The sequence below is a fragment of the Nocardioides sp. genome (genome assembly GCF_047607365.1).
Taxonomy (GTDB): domain Bacteria; phylum Actinomycetota; class Actinomycetes; order Propionibacteriales; family Nocardioidaceae; genus Nocardioides.
The window spans coordinates 1-20,049 of sequence record NZ_JASGDD010000033.1 but is presented as its reverse complement, the minus strand read 5'-3'; the positions used below and the strand labels follow the sequence as shown (position 1 = coordinate 20,049).

General features: G+C 71.9%; 20 protein-coding genes. 17 read left to right on the top strand and 3 right to left on the bottom strand.

The window, feature by feature from the left end; translation table 11 throughout:
* The first annotated feature begins 41 nt into the window (after window positions 1–41).
* From QM572_RS02845 to QM572_RS02785, 13 genes are all read left to right on the top strand, one after another.
* Complete coding sequence (locus QM572_RS02845) at window positions 42–980, top strand: siderophore-interacting protein (RefSeq protein WP_415089815.1); 939 nt, start codon at window positions 42–44, stop codon at window positions 978–980.
* A gap of 69 nt (window positions 981–1,049) precedes the next feature.
* Entirely contained in the window at window positions 1,050–2,126 is a 1,077-nt protein-coding gene (locus QM572_RS02840) for an ABC transporter substrate-binding protein (RefSeq protein WP_415089813.1), read from the top strand.
* Window positions 2,123–3,154: a FecCD family ABC transporter permease gene (locus QM572_RS02835; protein WP_415089811.1), complete on the top strand. Its 1,032-nt coding sequence runs from the start codon at window positions 2,123–2,125 to the stop codon at window positions 3,152–3,154. Before QM572_RS02840 ends, QM572_RS02835 begins: the two co-directional genes overlap by 4 nt.
* Window positions 3,151–4,185 carry a FecCD family ABC transporter permease gene (locus QM572_RS02830; protein ID WP_415089809.1) on the top strand — a complete coding sequence of 345 codons (1,035 nt, stop codon included), beginning with the start codon at window positions 3,151–3,153 and terminating at the stop codon, window positions 4,183–4,185. Before QM572_RS02835 ends, QM572_RS02830 begins: the two co-directional genes overlap by 4 nt.
* A complete protein-coding gene (locus QM572_RS02825; RefSeq protein ID WP_415089807.1) occupies window positions 4,176–4,964 on the top strand; it encodes an ABC transporter ATP-binding protein in 789 nt (262 codons plus the stop codon). Before QM572_RS02830 ends, QM572_RS02825 begins: the two co-directional genes overlap by 10 nt.
* The gene (locus tag QM572_RS02820) at window positions 4,961–6,724 is read left to right on the top strand and encodes an ABC transporter ATP-binding protein (RefSeq protein ID WP_415089805.1); all 1,764 of its coding nucleotides are present in this window, start codon (window positions 4,961–4,963) and stop codon (window positions 6,722–6,724) included. Before QM572_RS02825 ends, QM572_RS02820 begins: the two co-directional genes overlap by 4 nt.
* A 150-nt stretch (window positions 6,725–6,874) precedes the next feature.
* On the top strand, window positions 6,875–7,180 hold the full coding sequence (gene rplU, locus QM572_RS02815; RefSeq protein ID WP_415089802.1) for a 50S ribosomal protein L21: 306 nt from the start codon (window positions 6,875–6,877) through the stop codon (window positions 7,178–7,180).
* Between the two features lie 33 nt (window positions 7,181–7,213).
* The gene (gene rpmA / locus QM572_RS02810; protein ID WP_415089800.1) at window positions 7,214–7,468 is read left to right on the top strand and encodes a 50S ribosomal protein L27; all 255 of its coding nucleotides are present in this window, start codon (window positions 7,214–7,216) and stop codon (window positions 7,466–7,468) included.
* A gap of 129 nt (window positions 7,469–7,597) precedes the next feature.
* On the top strand, window positions 7,598–9,163 hold the full coding sequence (gene obgE / locus QM572_RS02805; RefSeq protein ID WP_415089798.1) for a GTPase ObgE: 1,566 nt from the start codon (window positions 7,598–7,600) through the stop codon (window positions 9,161–9,163).
* Window positions 9,160–10,257, top strand: a complete 1,098-nt coding sequence (proB, locus tag QM572_RS02800) for a glutamate 5-kinase (protein WP_415089796.1) — start codon at window positions 9,160–9,162, stop codon at window positions 10,255–10,257. Before obgE ends, proB begins: the two co-directional genes overlap by 4 nt.
* 118 nt (window positions 10,258–10,375) lie before the next feature.
* Complete coding sequence (locus QM572_RS02795) at window positions 10,376–11,602, top strand: inorganic phosphate transporter (protein ID WP_415089794.1); 1,227 nt, start codon at window positions 10,376–10,378, stop codon at window positions 11,600–11,602.
* Window positions 11,599–11,919, top strand: coding sequence for a hypothetical protein (locus tag QM572_RS02790; protein ID WP_415089792.1), 321 nt, complete (start codon window positions 11,599–11,601; stop codon window positions 11,917–11,919). Before QM572_RS02795 ends, QM572_RS02790 begins: the two co-directional genes overlap by 4 nt.
* Before the next feature lie 25 nt (window positions 11,920–11,944).
* Window positions 11,945–12,256, top strand: coding sequence for a DUF3349 domain-containing protein (locus QM572_RS02785; protein ID WP_415089791.1), 312 nt, complete (start codon window positions 11,945–11,947; stop codon window positions 12,254–12,256).
* Between the two features lie 202 nt (window positions 12,257–12,458).
* Here the strand turns inward: QM572_RS02785 and ppk2 are convergent, their stop codons facing one another.
* Complete coding sequence (gene ppk2, locus QM572_RS02780; RefSeq protein ID WP_415089789.1) at window positions 12,459–13,349, bottom strand: polyphosphate kinase 2; 891 nt, start codon at window positions 13,347–13,349, stop codon at window positions 12,459–12,461.
* A 78-nt stretch (window positions 13,350–13,427) separates the two neighbouring features.
* Here ppk2 and QM572_RS02775 point away from each other — a divergent pair, with 78 nt between their 5' ends.
* From QM572_RS02775 to QM572_RS02760, 4 genes are all read left to right on the top strand, one after another.
* The gene (locus tag QM572_RS02775) at window positions 13,428–14,621 is read left to right on the top strand and encodes a cysteine desulfurase family protein (RefSeq protein ID WP_415089787.1); all 1,194 of its coding nucleotides are present in this window, start codon (window positions 13,428–13,430) and stop codon (window positions 14,619–14,621) included.
* Entirely contained in the window at window positions 14,618–15,790 is a 1,173-nt protein-coding gene (gene mnmA / locus QM572_RS02770) for a tRNA 2-thiouridine(34) synthase MnmA (protein ID WP_415089785.1), read from the top strand. The genes QM572_RS02775 and mnmA overlap by 4 nt, the downstream gene beginning before the upstream one ends.
* A gap of 91 nt (window positions 15,791–15,881) precedes the next feature.
* Entirely contained in the window at window positions 15,882–16,871 is a 990-nt protein-coding gene (locus QM572_RS02765) for a methionine synthase (protein WP_415089783.1), read from the top strand.
* Window positions 16,872–17,066: 195 nt separating this feature from the next.
* Window positions 17,067–17,591 (top strand): hypothetical protein, encoded by a 525-nt coding sequence (locus QM572_RS02760; RefSeq protein ID WP_415089781.1) that lies wholly within the window; start codon window positions 17,067–17,069, stop codon window positions 17,589–17,591.
* 61 nt (window positions 17,592–17,652) lie between these two features.
* Here QM572_RS02760 and QM572_RS02755 read toward each other — a convergent pair whose 3' ends face one another.
* Together QM572_RS02755 and QM572_RS02750 are read right to left on the bottom strand one after the other, a co-directional pair.
* A complete protein-coding gene (locus QM572_RS02755) occupies window positions 17,653–19,224 on the bottom strand; it encodes an MFS transporter (protein WP_415089779.1) in 1,572 nt (523 codons plus the stop codon).
* Window positions 19,221–19,859, bottom strand: coding sequence for a TetR/AcrR family transcriptional regulator (locus QM572_RS02750; protein ID WP_415089777.1), 639 nt, complete (start codon window positions 19,857–19,859; stop codon window positions 19,221–19,223). The genes QM572_RS02755 and QM572_RS02750 overlap by 4 nt, the downstream gene beginning before the upstream one ends.
* Window positions 19,860–20,049 lie beyond the last annotated feature (190 nt).

The following is a 20,049-nucleotide window of genomic DNA, read 5'->3' as shown; positions in this document are numbered from 1 at the left end:
TCTATTGTTCAGGCAAGCCTTGCCTAACCAATAGAGGACTCATGTCACTCCCGTACGTCGTCGCCCGCGCCACGGTGACGCGAGCCGAGCGCCTGTCCCCCGCCTTCGCGCGCATCGAGCTCGCCGCGCCCGAGCTCGCGGACCTCGGCGTCGACGGTCCGTGGTTCGACCAGCGGGTCAAGCTGGTCTTCCCGTCGGCCGACGGCGCGCTGCCCCCGGTGGAGACGCCGGGCGACTGGTTCGACGACTGGCACGCCCTGCCGCCTGCGGAGCGCGGGTCGATGCGGACCTACAGCGTTCGCGATCTGCGCGGCGAGGAGGAGGAGACCCGGCTCGTCGTGGACCTGGTCCTCCACCTGAAGCCCGGACACACCGGCCCCGCGTCGTCGTGGGCGGCCACGGCCGCGCCCGGTGACCAGCTCATCGTGGTCGGGCCACGGCGGGGCAACCCGTTCGGCGGCATCGAGTTCGAGCCCGGCTCGGCCGACGAGCTGCTGCTCGTGGGCGACGAGACCGCCGTCCCGGCCATCTCCCGGATCCTCGCGGACGTGCCCGCCGATACGCAGGGAGCGGTGTTCCTCGAGGTGCCGAGCCAGGACGACATCCTCGCCCTGTCGGCGCCCGCCGGCGTGCGCACCACCTGGCTCGCCCGCGGCGAGTCCGCCCTGGGTGAGAGGCTGTTGCCCGCCGTACTCGACCATCTCGGGACCTCGGGTCGTGACGCCACCGTCGAGGAGTACGACGCCGCCGGAGGCCTCGTCTTCTGGGACACGCCCAGCCTGCCGCTCGACGACGAGTCCGATGCCGCCCCCGCGGCCGCGGCGCCGGGGCCGCGACGGGACGGGCTCTACGCCTGGATCGCCGGCGAGAGCGGTGTCGTGACGTCGCTGCGCCGTCACCTCGTCAACGAGGTCGGGCTCGACCGCTCCCAGGTGGCGTTCATGGGCTACTGGCGGCGTGGTGTCGCCATGCGCTCCTGACGCCGACTCCCCTCTCCCTCCACTCCCTCTCGGGTCCGCCCCTCCAGCCATGCCACCGAAGGAACGCCCATGCCGCGACCGACTCTGCGCCTCTACGCGACCACCGTCAGCCTGCTGCTCGTCAGTGGGCTGACCGCCTGCTCGACCGACGTCGCGGCCACCGATCCGAGCGAGAGCGCCAGCTCGCCCGCGGCATCGGCCCTCACCGCGAGGGAGAGGCCCGCCTCGTGCGACGACTGGTATGTCGCCGACCGGGACGTGCCCGAGCCGTCACCGGGTCCCGCCGCGGAGAAGACCGTCGACACCGGGATCGAGAAGACCACCGTCCCGGCGAACATCAGCCACGCCGTCGGCTTCTATCCGATCGACATCGACATGCTGCTGACGCTGGGCATCCCCCTGAAAGAGACCCAGCCGAAGGACGACCGGGTCGAGGACTTCCCGTGCTACTTCCCGCACAACGTGCTGGGCGGGCTCAAGCTCTTCAACAACTACCCCGACTTCGACTACGACACCCTGCTGCTCGCGAAGCCCGACTTCATCCTCAACAGCCTGGGCGGTGACAAGAAGGTGGTGAAGCGGCTTCCCGAGATCGCGCCGACCTACTCCTACAACTTCTACGCCGGCTACTGGATGGACAGCTTCGAGAAGGTGGCCGAGGACCTCGGCCGCACCGAGGAGTACGACGCGTACGTCGCGACCTACAAGGAGAAGCTCGCTCAGGCGATCGCGGACATCAAGGAGGCGCAGGGCACCGACGACCTGTCCACCATCACGGTCGCCCCCGTCGACTGGTACTGGGGCGACAACGTCCAGCTCACCTGTCTCTACGACAACCTCTGCACGGTGCTGCGCGACCTCGGCCTGACAGTGGACCCGCTCGCCGAGGCGGACGACCTCGAGGGCACCAGCATCAGCGCCGAGCAGTTCGGCAAGCTGTCCGGGATCGACTACGCCTTCTATCCGGCGGGCGAGGCCGGATTCGTGGAGAAGAAGAACGCCGAGCTCGCCGGCAACTCGCTGTGGACCGGCCTGCCCTTCGTGAAGGACGACCACATCGCGGCCTTCGAGTACGGCATCAGCTTCGGCGGTCCCAGTGGCCAGCTGGCATTCCTGGAGATCGTCCGCCGAGCGCTCACCGGGTGAGCACGCTCGTCGCCGACCAGGAGGCGGTGTCCGCGCGTACGTCGCGCGGGCGCCGCCTCGTCGGCCTGATCGCAGCACTCGCGGCGCTCGCCGTCGCGGTGCTCCTGAGCCTTGCGCTGGGATCCCGGCCCCTCGCGCTGCCGGACGTGATCACCGGGCTGTTCGCCGACAACGGGGAGGCGCACGTCATCGTCGTCCAGCAGCGGATCCCGCGGACGGTGATGGGGCTGATGGCCGGTTGCGCGCTGGCCGTCGCGGGTGCGCTGATGCAGGGCCTGACCCGCAACGCGCTGGCCGAGCCGGGCCTGCTCGGCGTCTCGTCCGGCGCGGCGTTCGCCATGGTGGTCGCGGTGTTGGCTGTGCCCGGAATCGGCCGTACCGAGCTCGTGTGGACGTCCTTCGTGGGTGCCGTGGTGGCGACCGTCGTGGTCTACGCGATCGGCAGCATCGGCGGCAGCTCGATGGTCACCCTCGTGCTCGCGGGCGTCGCGGTCGGTGCGGTCCTCGAGGGTGTCCTGGCCGTGCTGCGGATCCTCAACCAGGCCGCGCTGCAGGCGTTGCGCACCTATGCCGCCGGGACCCTGGAGGGCATCACCTGGGAGACCGTCCGCCTCGTCGCGCCGTACGAGCTCGCGGCGCTCGCCCTCGCGGCGTACGCCGCCCGCGGGCTCAACGCCGTCGCGCTCGGCGACGACCTGGCGACCGCTCTGGGCATCCATCAGGGGCGGATCAGGCTCGCGGTCGTGGTCGCGGTGACGGTCCTGTGCGGACTGTGCGCCGCCGCCGTCGGACTGATCGTCTTCGTCGGGATGATGGTGCCGCACGTCGCGCGATGGATCACCGGGCCGGACCAGCGCTGGATTCTCGCCTACTCCGCGGTGCTCGGCCCCTCGCTCCTCGTCTACGCCGATGTGGTCGGCCGGGTCGTCGCGATCCCCGACGAGATCCCGGCAGGCCTGGTCACGGCAGTGATCGGAGCGCCGGCCCTGGTCTGGCTGGTACGCCGCCGACGGGTGAGCGGCCTGTGAGCAGGATCGTCCTCCGGATCGGGGACGTGGCGTCCTGGCGTCTTCGGCCCCGGAGCCTGCTCGTGCTCGCGGCCCTCCTCTCCTGCTGCGTCGCCGCGGCGATCACGGAGCTCAGCGTCGGGGCGATCCAGATCGCGCCGGGCGACGTGGTCCGGGCGCTGGTCGGCGACGCGGGGGAGATCATCGAGAAGGTCGTGGTCCATTGGCGATTGCCTCGGGTGACGCTCGGGCTGCTCTTCGGCGCGGCGCTGGGACTCGCCGGCGCGGTCCTGCAGTCGCTGACCCGCAATCCTCTCGGCAGCCCCGACATCATCGGGTTCGACGCGGGTGCCTATACCGGTGCGGTCGTGTCGATCCTGGTGCTCCAGGGATCGGTGGGCGTGATCCCCTCCGCGGTCGCGGGCGGGACGATCACCGCGGCGCTGGTCTACGTGCTGGCGTACAAGCGGGGCGTGCAGGGCTTCCGCCTGATCGTCGTCGGCATCGCCATCACCTCGCTGGCGGGCGCTGTCAACAGCTATCTCATCCTGAAGGCGAACCTCTTCCAGGCCCAGATGGCGGCGCTGTGGGGTGCCGGGTCGCTCAACGGCGTGGCGTGGTCCGATGTCCGGACGGCGGTCCCCTCGCTGGCGCTCGGCGTCGCCATCCTGGCGTGGCTCGGCCCGAGGATGCGGTTCCTCGAGATGGGCGACGACGCCGCCCGCGCGCTCGGCATCGACGCCGAGCGCACCCGCGTCGGCCTGATGCTCGCCGGGGTGACGCTCTCGGCCACCGTGACCGCGATCTGCGGGCCGATCGCGTTCGTGTCCCTGGCTGCGCCGCAGATCGCGCTGCGCCTGACTCGCGCACCCGGTGTGCAGCTGCTTCCGTCGGCCGTCTGTGGGGCGGCACTGCTCGTCGGCTGCGACGTCCTCGGCGCGAACGCCTTCGGTCAGATCCTTCCGGTCGGCCTCGTCACGGTCTCGGTCGGAGGCGTTTTCCTGGTGCTGCTGCTCGTGGCTGAGGCCAAGAAGGAGATCCGATGGTCCTGAGTGCATCCGGCCTGAGCTTCGGCTATCGCGGTGAGCCGGTCGGGGAGGACGTCGGCCTCGACGTCGCGGAAGGGTCGTTCACGGCCATCATCGGGCCGAACGCCTGCGGCAAGTCCACCCTGCTGCGGACGCTGTCGCGGCTGATGAAGCCCATCGCCGGGCACGTCCTCCTCGACGGCAGGGAGATCAACGACCTGCCGTCCCGGCAGGTCGCACGACGTCTGGGACTGCTGCCCCAGACCGCGCTCGCGCCCGACGGCATCACGGTGGAGGACCTGGTCGCCCGCGGCCGGCACCCGCACCAGTCCGCCTGGCGGCAGTGGTCGCGCGCCGACGAGCGGGCCGTGGCCGAGGCCATGGCCGTGACGGGCGTCGCCGACCTCGCCGACCGGCTGGTCGATGAGCTCTCGGGCGGGCAGCGGCAGCGCGCGTGGGTGGCGATGGTGCTCGCCCAGGAGACGCCGCTGATGCTGCTGGACGAGCCGACGACCTTCCTCGACATCGCCCACCAGATCGAGCTCCTGGAGCTCTTCGCCCGGCTCAACCGGGACGGCCGGACCATCGTCGCCGTCCTCCACGACCTGAACCATGCCGCGCGCTACGCCTCCCAGGTGATCGCGATGAGGGACGGCCGGATCGTCGCCGACGGGCCACCGCGCGAGGTGATCGCCGAGCAGGTCGTCGAACAGGTCTTCGACCTGCCGTGCCGGGTGATCGACGACCCCGTCTCCGGAGCGCCGCTCGTGCTGCCGCTCGGCTCCTACGGCAGGCTCCCGTGAACGTCGACCAGCCCCTGCGCTCGCTCTGGTCGCGCTACCGGGAGTGGCGTGGCCGGGTTCTGCTGGCGCTTCTCCTGACGACGGCCAACAAGGTCGCCGACGTCGTCCCCGAGCTGCTGATCGGCGTGGCGGTCGACGTGGTGATCAGGGGCTCGGACTCCTGGGTCTCCGCCTGGTTCGGGGTGGAGTCCCGAGCCGCGCAGCTGGCCTGGCTGGCCGCGATCAACGTCGTGGTGTGGGTGGCGGAGTCGGCGACGGAGTACGCCGCCGAGGTGCTGTGGAGCGGCCTGGCCCAGGAGGTCGAGCACACCCTCCGGGTGGAGGCCTACGACCACGTCCAGGCCCTGCCCATGAGCTGGCACGAGCGCCGGGCTCAGGGAGCCACGCTGGCGGTGCTCAACGACGACGTGAACCAGCTCGAGGGCTTCCTGTCCTCGGGCGCTCCGGCCATCGTGCAGACCGCCCTCAACGTGATCCTGGTGGGCGTCGTCTTCGCGGCCGCCTCGGTGCAGCTGCTGGTGCTCGCCTTCCTGCCGATCCCCGTCATCATCGCGGGCTCGCTGCTCTTCGCGCGGCGGCTCGAGCCGCTCTACGCCCGGGTCCGCGAGACCGTCGGGCAGCTCTCGGCCGCGCTCGTCGCCAACCTCGGCGGCCTGATGACGATCAAGGCGTTCACCGCCGAGGCCCGCGAGCGCCACCGGATCCAGCGGCTCTCCGACGACTACCGGCGAGCCAACGTCGCGGCGATCCGCTCGGCCGCGGCCTTCGTCCCCCTCGTCCGCATCGCGATCCTCGTCGGGTTCACCTGCACGCTCCTGATCGGCGGTCTGCGCGCCCTCGACGGCCAGCTGGAGGTAGGCCTCTACTCGGTGCTGGTCTTCATGACCCAGCGCCTGCTCTGGCCGCTCACGGACGTGGCCGTCGTCCTCGACGAGTACCGGCGGGGGATGGCCTCGGCGAAGCGCATCCTCGGCCTCCTCGACGAGCCCGTCGCCGTCACAGCCGGAGACGGCGTACTCCCGGCGCCGGTGCGCGGTCGGATCGAGCTGCGGGGCGTCACCGCCGGGTACGCCGACGCGCCGGACGTCCTCCACGACGTCTCCCTGGTCGTGCCGGCCGGAGAGACCCATGCCGTGGTCGGTGCGACCGGTGCGGGGAAGTCCACGCTGCTGCGGCTCGTGCTGCGCTTCGACGATCCTCGCGCCGGCACGGTGACCCTCGACGGGGTCGACGTCAGCGACCTCGCGTGGGACTCGCTGCGGGGGTCGATGGGGTACGTCGCGCAGGACGTGTTCCTCTTCGCCGGCACGATCGCCGAGAACGTCGCCTACGGCCGGCCCGACGCGAGCCGCGCCGAGATCCGCGAGGCGGTCGAGGCAGCGGCCGTCGCCGACTACGTCGACGGGCTCCCCGAGGGGCTCGACACCCTGGTGGGGGAGCGCGGCGTGACCCTCTCCGGTGGGCAGCGCCAGCGCATCGCCCTGGCTCGCGCTCTACTGCGCCGACCGGCCGTGCTGGTACTCGACGAGGCGACCAGCGCAGTCGACAACGAGACGGAGGCCGCGATCCAGGCCTCGCTGCGTCGCATCGGCGAGAGCTGCACCACCCTGGTGGTCGCCCACCGACTCTCGACGGTCCGTCACGCCCACCGGATCTGGGTGCTCGACGGGGGCCGCGTCGTCGAGTCCGGCTCCCACGATGAGCTCGTCGGCACGGGTGGCGCCTATGCCGCGCTCTGGCGGGTGCAGACCGGCGGCTGAGGGCGGTCGTCGGCGTTTTGCCGCCAGGCTGGACGGCCCCTAGTATTGATCCTCGTTGTGTGCGCCCCCACGAGGTGCGGCGCCGCGACCGGATCGAACTCAGACTTGAATCACTCGAAGCATCACTGAAGCACGACGAAGGAGACCGCGGTGTACGCGATCGTGAAGGCTGGCAGCAAGCAGCAGAAGGTTGCCGTCGGCGACGTCATCACCATCGACAAGATCGATGGCGCCCAGGCCGGTGCTGCCGTCACCCTGCCGGTCGTGCTCCTCGTCGACGGCGAGACCGTGACCGCGACCGGGCTCGACAAGGCGTCCGTCACGGCTGAGATCGTCGGCGCCGCCAAGGGCCCCAAGATCATCATCCAGAAGTACAAGAACAAGACCGGCTACAAGAAGCGCCAGGGTCACCGCCAGCACTACACGCAGGTCAAGGTCACCGCGATCTCTGCCTGAGATCGCCGACGAGACTCCAGAAGGACTGAAGAGATGGCACACAAGAAGGGCGCGGCGTCCACCAAGAACGGCCGCGACTCGAACTCCCAGCGCCTCGGCGTGAAGCGCTTCGGCGGCCAGGTCGTCAACGCCGGCGAGATCATCGTCCGCCAGCGTGGCACCCACTTCCACCCGGGCTCCGGCGTGGGCCGTGGCGGCGACGACACCCTGTTCGCCCTCACCGCCGGCGCGGTGCAGTTCGGCACCCGCCGCGGTCGCCGCGTCGTGAACATCGTCCCCGCCGAGTGATCGAGTAGGGGCTTAGATTCGCCGAATGGGGGCTTCGGGTCGAGTGATCGACTCGGAGCCCCCATTCGCCTTTCCCGAAGCCCCCATTCGGCGAATCTAAGCCCCTACTCGATCTGAGAGGATCCACCCATGGCTGTGCCCACCTTCGTCGACCGCGTGCGTCTCCATGTCGCGGCCGGACGGGGCGGCCACGGCGTCGCCTCGGTCCACCGGGAGAAGTTCAAGCCCCTGGGCGGACCCGACGGCGGCAACGGGGGCCCGGGCGGGTCGGTGATCCTCCGCGTCGACCCCGACGTCACCACGCTGATCGACTACCACCACTCCCCGAAGCGCGCCGCCACCAACGGCGGCCAGGGCGCCGGTGACCACAAAAACGGCGCCCACGGCTCCGACCTGATCCTCCCCGTCCCCGACGGCACCGTCGTCACCGACGGATCGGGCAACGTGCTCGCCGACATGGTCGGCGCCGGCACCGAGCTGGTCATCGCGGAGGGCGGTCGCGGCGGCCTCGGCAACGCCGCGCTGGCGTCGTCCAAGCGGAAGGCACCCGGCTTCGCCCTGCTCGGCGAGCCGGGGGAGGAGCTCGAGATCGGCCTCGAGCTCAAGGTCGTCGCCGACGTCGGCCTCGTGGGCTTCCCGTCCGCGGGCAAGTCGAGCCTCATCGCCGCGATCAGCCGCGCCCGGCCGAAGATCGCCGACTACCCCTTCACCACGCTCGTGCCCAACCTCGGCGTCGTCTCCGCCGGCGAGGTCACCTTCACCGTCGCCGACGTGCCCGGCCTGATCGAGGGTGCCAGCGAGGGCCGTGGCCTCGGCCACGAGTTCCTGCGCCACATCGAGCGCTGCGCCGCACTGGTCCACGTCCTCGACACCGCGTCGATCGAGCCGGGCCGCAACCCCGTCGACGATCTGGACGTCATCGAGAACGAGCTCGCCAGCCACGGCGGCCTCGAGGACCGCCCCCGCCTCGTCGCGCTCAACAAGATCGACGTCCCCGACGGCCGCGACATCGCCGACATGACGATCGACGACCTGCAGGCCAAGGGCTACCGCGTCTTCCCGATCTCCGCCGCCAGCGGCGAGGGCACGCGCGAGCTCATCTTCGCGATGGCCGAGCTCGTCGCGGCCGCCCGGCGGGAGAAGCCCGTCGCCGAGGCCAAGCGGATCGTCATCCGCCCGCAGGCGGTCGACGGCGGCGCCGACTTCGCGATCACCCCCACCCAGGAGGGGTACGTCGTGCGCGGAGCCAAGCCGGAGCGGTGGGTGCGCCAGACCGACTTCAACAACGAGGAGGCGGTGGGCTACCTCGCCGACCGGCTCAACCGCCTGGGCATCGAGGACCGGCTCCTGCAGCTCGGGGCGGTCGAGGGCGACACGGTGCTCATCGGCGACCCCGGCACGAACGCCGTGGTCTTCGACTTCCGGCCATCCGTCCAGGCCGGCGCCGAGATGCTGGGCCGCCGCGGCGAGGACCAGCGATTCACCGAGGACCGGCCCGCCGCGCAGCGCCGTCGCGACATCCAGGAGGCGATGGAGGAGCGCTCGGAGGGCGAGACCCGCGCGGACGTCGCCCGACGCCTGGCCGAGTCGGGCGCCCCCGTCTCCTACGAGATCGGCTCCGAGGACGACCCCGACGCGGAGTTCTTCGACCTCTCCGAGGACGACCCCGGCGACGCCGCTGGCGAGGACAGGTGAGGCAGCAGGTCGCCGACGCGCGGCGGATCGTCGTCAAGGTCGGCTCCTCGTCCCTCACCACCGCGGCGGGCGGCATCGACCCGGCCCGGGTCAGCGCGCTGGTCGACGCCCTCGCCGAGGCCCGCGCGCGCGGGAGCGAGCTCGTCCTCGTCTCCTCCGGTGCGATCGCCGCCGGGCTCGCGCCCCTCGGCTTCAGCCGCCGTCCCCGTGACCTCGCTTCCCAGCAGGCGGCCGCGAGCGTGGGCCAGGGCCTCCTCGTGCACCGCTACACCGAGGAGCTCGCCCGCCACGGGCTCACCGCGAGCCAGGTGCTGCTGACGGTCGACGACGTGACCCGCCGCAGCCACTATCGCAACGCCCGGCAGACGTTCGCGAAGCTGCTCGAGCTCGGCGTCCTGCCGATCGTGAACGAGAACGACACGGTCGCGACGTCGGAGATCCGGTTCGGCGACAATGACCGGCTCGCCGCGCTCGTCGCCCACCTCGTCCACGCCGACCTGCTCGTCCTCCTCAGCGACGTCGACGGCCTGTACGACGCCCCGCCGGCGCGGCCGGGCGCCAGCCGCATCGCCGAGGTGGCGTCCCTGGCCGACCTGGCCGGCGTCGAGATCGGCGCCGCAGGTGCCGCGGGGGTCGGCACCGGAGGCATGGTCACCAAGCTCGAGGCCGCCCGGATCGCCGTCGAGGCGGGCATCCCCGTCGTCCTCGCGGCCGCCGATCGCGCCGCCGCCGCCCTCGCCGGCGCCGACACCGGCACGCTCTTCCACGCCACCGGCCGCCGTGCCTCGGCGCGGCGGCTGTGGCTCGCCCACGCCACCGAGCCCGCCGGCGCGATCACGATCGACGCCGGGGCCGTGCGGGCGCTCGTCGAGCGCGGCGCGTCGCTCCTGGCCGTCGGCGTCACGGGCGCCTCCGGAGACTTCCACGCCGGCGACCCGGTCGACGTGGTCGGCCCCGACGGGCTAGCCGTCGCTCGCGGGCTGGCCGCCTTCGATGCCGACGAGATCCCGCAGCTGCTCGGCCGCCCGACCGCCGACCTCGACCCGGACCACGCCCGCGAGGTCATCCACCGCGACGACCTCGCCCTGCTCTGACGGCCGATCTGAGGCGGCGCTGAGCCGCCGCTGAGCCCCTCCTGTCGGCGGGTGAACACTCGCCGAACACCTCGTCCGGTCCCTTGTCGGCGGTCCCCGGCGCGCCCAGGCTCGAGGGGTGAGCTCCGAGACCCTCGTCCTCGTGCTCGTGGTCATCACGGCACTCGGATTCGACTTCACCAACGGCTTCCACGACACCGGCAACGCGATGGCCACCTCCATCGCCACCGGCGCGCTGCGGCCCAAGATCGCCGTCGCGCTCTCGGCGGTCCTCAACCTCGTCGGCGCCTTCCTCTCGGTGGCCGTGGCGCTGACCGTGACCAACGCGGTCGTCAAGACCTTCGACGCCGACGCCGGCTCCGCCTCTCAGGCGCTGACCGTCTCCGGCGACACGCTGCTCGCGATCGTGCTGGCCGGCCTCATCGGCGGCATTGCCTGGAACCTCCTCACCTGGCTCCTCGGCCTCCCCTCGAGCTCCAGCCACGCGCTCTTCGGCGGCCTGATCGGCGCCACCATCACCAGCCTGGGCTGGGACGGCGTCAACTGGGCCGGCGACGGCACCAAGCTCGACGGCGTCGTCGGCAAGGTGCTCCTGCCCGCCGTGCTCTCGCCGGTCGTCGCCGCACTCGTCGCAGGCATCGGCACCTGGCTGATCTACCGCCTCACCGTCGGCGTGGCCGCCCGGTTCACCAACTCCGGCTTCCGCTGGGGCCAGATCGGCACCGCCTCCCTGGTCAGCCTCGCGCACGGCACCAACGACGCCCAGAAGACCATGGGCGTCATCACGCTCGCGCTGATCGCGACCGGCGACTGGAACCACACCGACGCCATCCCGTTCTGGGTCAAGCTGGTCTGCGCCATCGCGATCGCGCTCGGCACCTACCTCGGCGGCTGGCGCATCATCCGTACGCTCGGCAAGGGCCTCGTCGAGATCGAGCCGCCGCAGGGCGTGGCCGCCGAGGCCTCCAGCGCCGCCGTCATCCTCGCCTCGAGCCATCTCGGCTTCGCCCTCTCGACCACCCATGTCGCCACCGGCTCCATCCTCGGCACCGGCCTCGGCCGTCCCGGCGCCGAGGTGCGCTGGGGCGTCGCCGGCCGGATGGTGCTCGGCTGGCTGCTCACCCTCCCCGCGGCCGCGATCGTCGGTGGCGCGATGTGGGTCGTGGGCCACCTCTTCGGGCTCACCGCCGGGTCGATCGTCGAGTTCGTGGTCCTCCTCTGCCTCGCCGGCTACATGTTCCGCCACTCCCGCAAGACGCCGGTCGGCGCCCACAACGTCAACGACGACTGGCAGGGCGCCACCCCTGCGACCACGCCCACGCTCACCCCGGAGGCCGTCCGATGATCCCGCTCAACGCCTTCACCAGCGACCTGCAGTACGCCGGCGACGCGATCTGGAAGGTCCTCCTCGCGAGCCTCGTCCTCGGTGCGGGCCTGCCCGCGATCTACGCCCTCGGCATCCGCTCGCTGGCCTGGGGCACCGGCGGCGACGCCGAGACCTCGCACGCCGCCGGCAACCCGGCCGGCAAGGTGGTCGCGGCGATCCTCTTCCTCGTGGTCGCCTACGGCATCGTCAGTGGCATCCTCTTCGTGATCGCCTCGGGCCAGGGCAAGGCGCTGGACTTCTCGACGGTGATCCCCACCTTCACCGAGAAGCACTGACCTCGCCCGGCCGAGAGGACACCCCATGACGAACCCGGTCGGACGGATGCTGGAGTGGCTCAAGGCGGGCTATCCCGACGGGGTCCCGCCGAGTGACTACCCGCCGGTCCTCGGCGTACTGCGGCGGCGGCTGACGGACGCCGAGATTGAGGCCATCGCCGACGACCTCGCCCTGGCGTCGGTGAGCCAGGGGGTCCAGGCGGTCACCGCCGACGACGTCCACCGCATGGTCCGCGACCACGCCTTCCAGTCCGCGACCGACGAGGACCTACGCCGGGTCTCGGCGATGCTCGCCCTCGGTGGCTGGCCGCTCGACGACGACCTCGATGGCCCCTGAGACATGAGGGGGTCGACCAGACCGCGGCGCGGGAGGCCGCTCGCGTCGGCCCGGTCCGCCCCGGTGCAGTCGGCCCGGTCCTCCACGTCACATCTGCCGCGTGCGTCCCACGGCCCAGGCAGGAGTGGAACTTCTGGGCCGGCATGGTGGCCGAGAAGTTCCCGAGTCACCGGTTAACCGGTGACTCCGCTCCCCGCCGTCCTCAGTCGCCGACGGCCTTCTTGCCGCGGGTGACGATCAGCGGGTCGGGCGTGCCGACGACGGCCGGGTCCTTGCCGGCGTACTCCCGCGGCGCCAGGAAGGCGCGCATGGCGTTGAGCCGCGCTCGCTTCTTGTCGTTGGACTTGATCGTCGTCCAGGGCGCGGTGTTGGTGTCGGTGCGGCGGAACATCTCCTCCTTGGCGGCCGTGTAGGCGTCCCACCGGTCGAGGGACTCCAGGTCCATCGGCGAGAGCTTCCACTGCCGGACGGGGTCGATCTGCCGGATGATGAAGCGGGTCCGCTGCTCGGACTGCGTGACGGAGAACCAGAACTTCGTGACGGTGATGCCGGACTCGACGAGCATCTTCTCGAACCGCGGCGCCTGGTGCATGAACGTCTCGTACTCCTCGTCGGAGCAGAAGCCCATCACCCGCTCGACGCCGGCGCGGTTGTACCAGGAGCGGTCGAAGAGGACGAGCTCGCTCGCGGCGGGCAGGTGGGCGACGTAGCGCTGGAAGTACCACTGGCTGCGCTCGCGCTCGCTCGGCTTCACCAGGGCGACGGTGCGCGCGTAGCGCGGGTTGAGGTGCTCCATGAAGCGCTTGATCGAGCCGCCCTTGCCGGCCGCGTCGCGGCCCTCGAAGAGGATGACGTGGCGCTCGCCGGTGCTCTGCAGGTGGTTCTGGAACTTGATCAGCTCGACCTGGAGCGCGTACTTCTGCTCGTCGTACACCTCGCGCGGCAGCCGCTCCTCGTACGGGTAGTTCTCCCGCCACGTGTCCACCGCCCGCCCGGCCGGGTCGATGAGGACCGGGTCGTCGTCGTGGTCCTCGCCGATGACGTGGCCATCGATCTGGAGGCTGTCGATGTAGGCGCGCAGGTCGTCGATCACGCGGGCGAGGCTAGGCGGGCGCGGTGAACGGGCGGTGAAGGACGGAATGCGAGGGGCGCGCCGTAGGCTTGGGAGGTCATGCCCGAGCGCACCGTCTACCTCGATCACGCCGCGACCACGCCGATGGTGCCCGCGGCGATCGAGGCGATGACCGAGCACCTGCGCGACGTCGGCAACGCCTCCTCGCTGCACGCCTCGGGCCGCCGGGCCCGCCGGGTGGTGGAGGAGTCGCGGGAGACGATCGCCTCGGTGCTGGGCTGCCGCCCCGGCGAGGTGGTCTTCACCTCGGGCGGGACCGAGGCCGACAACCTGGCGCTCAAGGGCGTCGCGTGGTCGCGCCGCGACGCGGACCCGCGCCGTGTCCGGGTGCTGGCGTCGGCCGTCGAGCACCACGCCGTGCTCGACCCGCTGCACTGGCTCGAGACCGCCGACGGCTTCGAGGTGTCCCTCGTCCCCGTCGACGCGGCCGGGCGCGTCGATCTCGACGCGCTGCGTGCCGCCGTGGAGCGGGATCCGTCGTCGATCGCGCTGGTGAGCGTGATGTGGGCCAACAACGAGGTGGGCACCGTCCAGCCCGTCGCCGAGGTGGTCGAGCTGTGCTCGCCGTACGGCGTCCCGGTCCACACCGACGCGATCCAGGCCGTCGGCGCGGTGCCGGTCGACTTCGCCGCCTCGGGCGTCGACACGCTCGCCCTCACCGGGCACAAGATCGGCGGCCCGTACGGCGTCGGCGCGCTGCTCGCGCGGCGCGAGCTCGCCATCACCGCCCTGGTGCACGGCGGCGGCCAGGAGCGCGACATCCGCTCCGGCACCATCGACGTCCCCGCCATCGCCGGCTTCGCCGCGGCGGTCGAGCTCGCGGTCAAGAGCCAGGGCGAGTACGCCGAGCGCGTCGGCGCTCTGCGCGACCGGCTCGTGCGGGGCGTGCTCGAGGTGGCTCCCGACGCGATCCTCAACGGCGCCGCACCCGGCTCGGCGGACGGCCGGCTGCCGGGAAACGCCCACTTCTCCTTCCCCGGATGCGAGGGCGACGCGCTGCTGATGCTGCTCGACGCCCAGGGCATCGAGTGCTCCACCGGATCGGCCTGCTCGGCCGGAGTGCCGCAGCCCTCGCACGTCCTCATCGCGATGGGCGCCTCGGACGAGGTCGCGCGCGCCTCGCTGCGCTTCTCCCTCGGCCACTCCACGACGCCTGCGGACGTGGACACGCTCGTCGCGGCGCTCGGGCCGTGCGTCGAGCGCGCCCGAGCAGCGGGCGGACTGGGCGGATGAGGGTCCTCGCCGCCATGTCCGGCGGCGTCGACTCCGCCGTTGCGGCCGCCCGGGCGCACGAGGCGGGTCACGACGTGACCGGCGTCCACCTCGCCCTGTCGCGCAACCCGGCCTCCTACCGCAGCGGCGCACGGGGGTGTTGCACGATCGAGGACTCGAACGACGCCCGGCGTGCCGCCGACGTCATCGGCATCCCGTTCTACGTCTGGGACATGTCCGAGCGCTTCCACGCCGACGTGGTCGAGGACTTCATGGCCGAGTACGCCGCCGGCCGCACCCCCAACCCGTGCCTGCGCTGCAACGAGAGGATCAAGTTCGCCGCCGTGCTGGATCGCGCGCTCGCGCTGGGCTTCGACGCCGTCGCGACCGGCCACTACGCGGTGCTGCGCCGTGGCGCGGACGGTGCCGTGGAGCTGCACCGCGCGAGCGACGACCGCAAGGACCAGTCCTACGTGCTCGGCGTGCTCACTCCGTCGCAGCTGGAGCACGCGATGTTCCCCCTCGGCGACACCCCCAAGCCGCTCGTCCGCGAGGAGGCCGCCCGTCGGGGGCTGCTCGTGGCCGACAAGCCCGACTCGCACGACATCTGCTTCGTCGCCGACGGCGACACCGCGGGATGGCTCCAGGAGAAGCTCCCGGATGCGCCAGGCACGGCGCCGGGCCCGATCGTGGACGAGTCGGGCGCCGAGGTCGGCCGGCACGCGGGGACGCTCGGGATGACGATCGGCCAGCGTCGTGGCCTGCGCCTGGGTGTGCCCGCCGCGGACGGCAGGCCGCGGTTCGTGCTCGACATCGAGCCTGTCTCCGGGGTGGTCACGGTCGGCCCGCGCGAGCGCCTCGCGGTGTCCCGGATCGCGGGCATCCGGCCGCTGTGGGCGTCGGCCCCGCCGGCCGCCGGGGTGCCGCTGGAGTGCACCGTCCAGCTCCGTGCCCACGGCGACGAGCACCGCGCCGTCATCACGGTCACCGCCCCCGACCCCATCCCCGACCCCACCGCCGACCCCACCGCCGAGTGGGGGCTTTCCTCGGCCCGAGTGGGGGCTCCGGTCGAGATCGAGCTGCTCGACCCGGCGTACGGCATCGCGCCCGGCCAGGCCGCCGTCATCTACGACGGCACCCGGGTCGTCGGCTCCTGCACCATCGCCTCGACCGGCCGCGTGACCGCGTGACCCGCCGGCCACGATCGCGCATTTGTGCGATGGCGCGCCGAGGGGTCTCGCAACACGCCGTACGAGATCGTGCATTTGTGAGGATGTGGCCGTGATAGCGACCGGCGTCGGGTCGATGCCGGGGGAGGACTTCCCGGAGGCGCAGCGGATCGTCCTCGGCGAGCTGGCGCAGCCGGGGGGCCTGCCGCACCTCGTCGAGCTCCCGGCCCGCGGCGCCGGAGCGTCGATGATCGGCCGGACGCTCTCCCTGCTGCCCCTCGACGCCGACCTCCAGCCGGCGGGCTGGCGGCTCACCGGCTCGGCCGGCTCGCCCGGCCTCGACCACCGGCGGGCGCGGTCGCTGCTCGCCCACGACCTCGACGTCCTCGAGGAGCTCGCGCAGGGGTACGCCGGTGGCTTCAAGACTCAGCTCGCCGGACCGTGGACCCTGGCCGCCACGGTCGAGCGGCCACGCGGGGACAAGCTGCTCGCCGACCATGGCGCGCGGCGCGAGCTCGCCCAGGCCCTCGCCGAGGCGGTCGGCGACCACGTGGCCGAGCTCCGCCGCCGCCTCGACGGCGTCGACCGGCTCGTGGTCCAGATCGACGAGCCGGCGCTGCCGGCGGTCCTCGGCGCTCAGGTGCCGACAGCCAGCGGATTCGGCAAGCACCGCCGCATCGACGTCCCCGAGGCCTCCGACCTGCTCGAGCGCGTGCTCGCCGCGGTGGTCGACGCCGGGGCCGAGCCCTGGGTGCACTCCTGCGCGCCGGACGTGCCGTGGGGCATCGTCCGGCGCGCCGGCGCCCGCACGCTCAGCGTCGACCTGGCCCTGCTCTCGGCGGCCGACCTCGACGAGCTGGGGGAGGCGCTCGACGCCGGGGCGGGCGTCGCGCTGGGCGTCGTACCCGCCGTCGGGCCGCCGCCCGAGGCGTCGCGGATCGTGGAGCGGGTCGAGCGGTGGCTGGACATGCTCGGCCTCGATCCGGCCGAGGTCGGAGAGCGGCTGGTCCTCACGCCTGCCTGCGGTCTGGCGGGCTCGACCCTCTCCACCGCTCGGGCGACGCTCGGACGCCTCCGGGGGAGTGCCGCCAGCCTGACCTGATGCAGGCCTGACGCTGGGCCCGACGCCGGCCTGACGGACGCCGGGGAGGTGGCCGAAAGGTTTTCGTAAGGCCGGCCCGGACGATCGACCTCACGCCGTGCGAGCGGCGCAGGCGACCCGGACCGGCGGTCGCTGCGAACGATCGGAGGTCGGCACGTGGTCACGAGGAAGATGTCATCGGCGACGGCGGTGGTCATGCTGGTAGCGGCACTCATCGCGGTGGGGGCGGGCGGCTATGCGGCGGCCAGCAGTGGCAGCAGCCCGACGGTCACGGCGTGCGCGAAGAAGTCGAACGGCGCGCTGCGGCTGGCGAAGAAGTGCAAGAAGAGCGAGAAGCCGGTCTCGTGGAGCGTCCAGGGCCCCACCGGTCCGACCGGTGCCACGGGCGCCGCGGGCGCCGATGGCGTGTCGCTCTTCGCCCGCGTCGACGAGACCGGAGCGCTGCACCAGCACAGTCCCGGCGTCACGGTCACGAAGAACGCGAACTACGCCGGGATCTACTACGTGAAGTTCTCCGAGGACATCTCCGCGTGCGTCCCGGTTGTCAGTGCGACGCAGGCGTCCAACAACGGCTACACCCCGGGCGTGCTCTACGAGGCGAAGGTGATGAGCGACCCGAACAACACCAACGACCCGCACACCGTCCAGGTCTACGCGTACGACGGCACCAGCCCGTACACCGTGCACAACGCGCCGTTCGCCCTGGTCGTCGCCTGCTGACGCGAGAGGCGGCCGCCCCGAGGGACGGCCGCCTCCGTGGATGGCGGGATGCGTGCCGGCGTCAGCCGACGTGCACGCCCTCCGGCCCGTCGGTGGCCAGCTCGCTGGCCTTGACGTCGAGGAAGAGCCACACGATCGCCGATCCGACGATCGCCATCACCGCGCCGACGAGGAACGCCGTGGTCGCGCCGTGGGCGAAGACCTGGTGCGTGATGGTCGCGATCATGTCCTGCGAGGCCTCGCCGCCCTGACCCGAGCCGGCGGCAGCGGCGCTGATATCGGCCGAGTCGCTCTTCATGACGTGGGTCGCCACCGTGGACAGGATGGCCAGGCCGAGCGCGCCTCCGACCTGCTGCATGGTGTTGAGCACACCCGAGCCGATGCCGGAGTCCTCGGTGCGGAGGTGGTGGACGGCGGTCAGCGTCACCGTCACGAACACCAGGCCCATGCCGAACGACATCGTGCAGATCCAGGGGAAGATGTGCGACCAGTAGCCGCCCTCGACGTCGCTGATCGGCAGGGTGACGTCGTGCGGGATCCGGCTGAAGCCCCACAGCGACACGGCGGTGATGAGCGTGCCGGTGCCGGCGAGGAAGCGCGGGTCGATCCGGTTGACCAGGTTCGACGCGATCGTGGCGGCGAGCACCATGAACACGCAGAACGGCAGGAACGCGACGCCGGCGTGGAGCGGGCTATAGCCCTTGACCAGCTGGATGTACTGCGAGAGGTAGAAGAACATCGCGAACATCGCCGCGGGGAGCAGCATCATCGCCACGAAGGACGACGCGCGCGTCTGGCTCGCGAAGATCCGGAACGGCAGGAGCGGGTGCTCCACCCGCGTCTCGACGAGGGCGAAGAGGCCCAGCAGCACGACGCCGCCGATGAGGAAGCCGACCGCCTGCGCGTCGCCCCAGCCGTCGCTGCCGGCACGGGTCAGGCCGTAGACGACCGACAGGAGGCCGCCGGTCGCGGTGATGGCGCCCGGGATGTCGAGCTCGCCGGTGTGGCGGTCGGACTCGGCCAGGACGGCCGGGGCGACCAGGGCGGCGGCGATGCCGATCGGGACGTTGATCAGGAAGGTCAGGCGCCAGCCCTCGATGTCGAGCCCGAACACGCCGTCCAGGCCGGTCAGCCAGCCGCCGAGGATCAGGCCGACGGCGGCGCCGACGCCCGACATCATCGCGTAGACCGCGAAGGCGCGGTTGCGGGACGGCCCGGCGGGGAACGTCGTCGTGATGAGCGCCAGGGCGGACGGAGCGGCCAGCGCGGCGCCGGCCCCCTGGAAGCCACGCGAGATGAGCAGCATCGGCTCGTCGGCCGCGACGCCGCCGACGAGGGAGGCCGCGGCGAAGACCAGCAGGCCCGTGACGAAGACGGCACGGCGGCCGTAGAGGTCGCCGAGGCGCCCGCCCAGCAGCAGCAGGCCGCCGAAGGTGAGCGAGTAGCCCGTGACCACCCACGTGAGGGTGGCCGCCGAGAAGTCGAGGTCCTTCTGGATGAACGGCAGGGCGATGTTGGCGATGGTCGCGTCGAGCACGACCATGAGCTGGGCCACGCAGATGAGCACGAGCGCCCATCCGAGGTGGCGCGTGCCGCTGTCGGGCGGCGTCGCGGTGGTGTCGGTGGTGGTCACTTCTTCTCCTTGGTGGTGGCGGTGTCGGCCAGCTCGCGGGCGAGGGCGGCCGGCTCGAGTGCTGCGGGGAGGATGATCTGGTCGACCACCCGCGTGATGACGTCGACGGTCGGAGGCTCGCCGAGAAGGAAGGTGCGGTGCAGCACGATCCCAGCACAGGCCGGGGACAGAAGCTCGACGTCGATCCCCTCACGGAGCTCGCCACGGGCCGCGGCGCGCTTCCAGACGATGTCGGCCCGGACGACCTTGGGCTGGATGAAGCGCTGCCGGAACGCCTCGGCGAAGTCCGCGTCGCGGCAGATCGCCGTGAGCACGCCGGCGAAGAGGGCCGTGGCCTTCTCGTCGTCGAGGCCGCCGTGCCCGCACATCACGCCGAGCAGGTCGCCTCGCAGGGTGCCCGTGTCCGGTGCCTCGCCCTCCTCTCCCTTGAGGCTGGACAGGGCGTCGACCACGAGGTCGACCTTGCCCTGCCAGTGGCGGTAGAGCGTTGCCTTGGAGACCTTGGCGCGGCTCGACACGGCGTCCATGGTGAAGCGGTCGTAGCCGACCTCGCCGAGGATCTCGAGGGCGGCCGCGAGGATCTCCTGCTGACGGTCGCCCTCGACCCGCGGTCGGGTGAGCCTGGCGAGGTTCACGTCGTGCCTCCTCCGGGTTAACCTGGTGTTCACATAGAACGAAACCGTTCCGTTCTATCGACGACGACAGTACGACATCGTTTCATCGTCGGGCAAGCCCGGGAGCCGCATCGGCGGCACGCCCACCCGCTCGCGCCGGGTCGCGCTGGGTCAGGCTGGTCGCGTCAGCCGCGCGCGCCGCGCCGCTGCG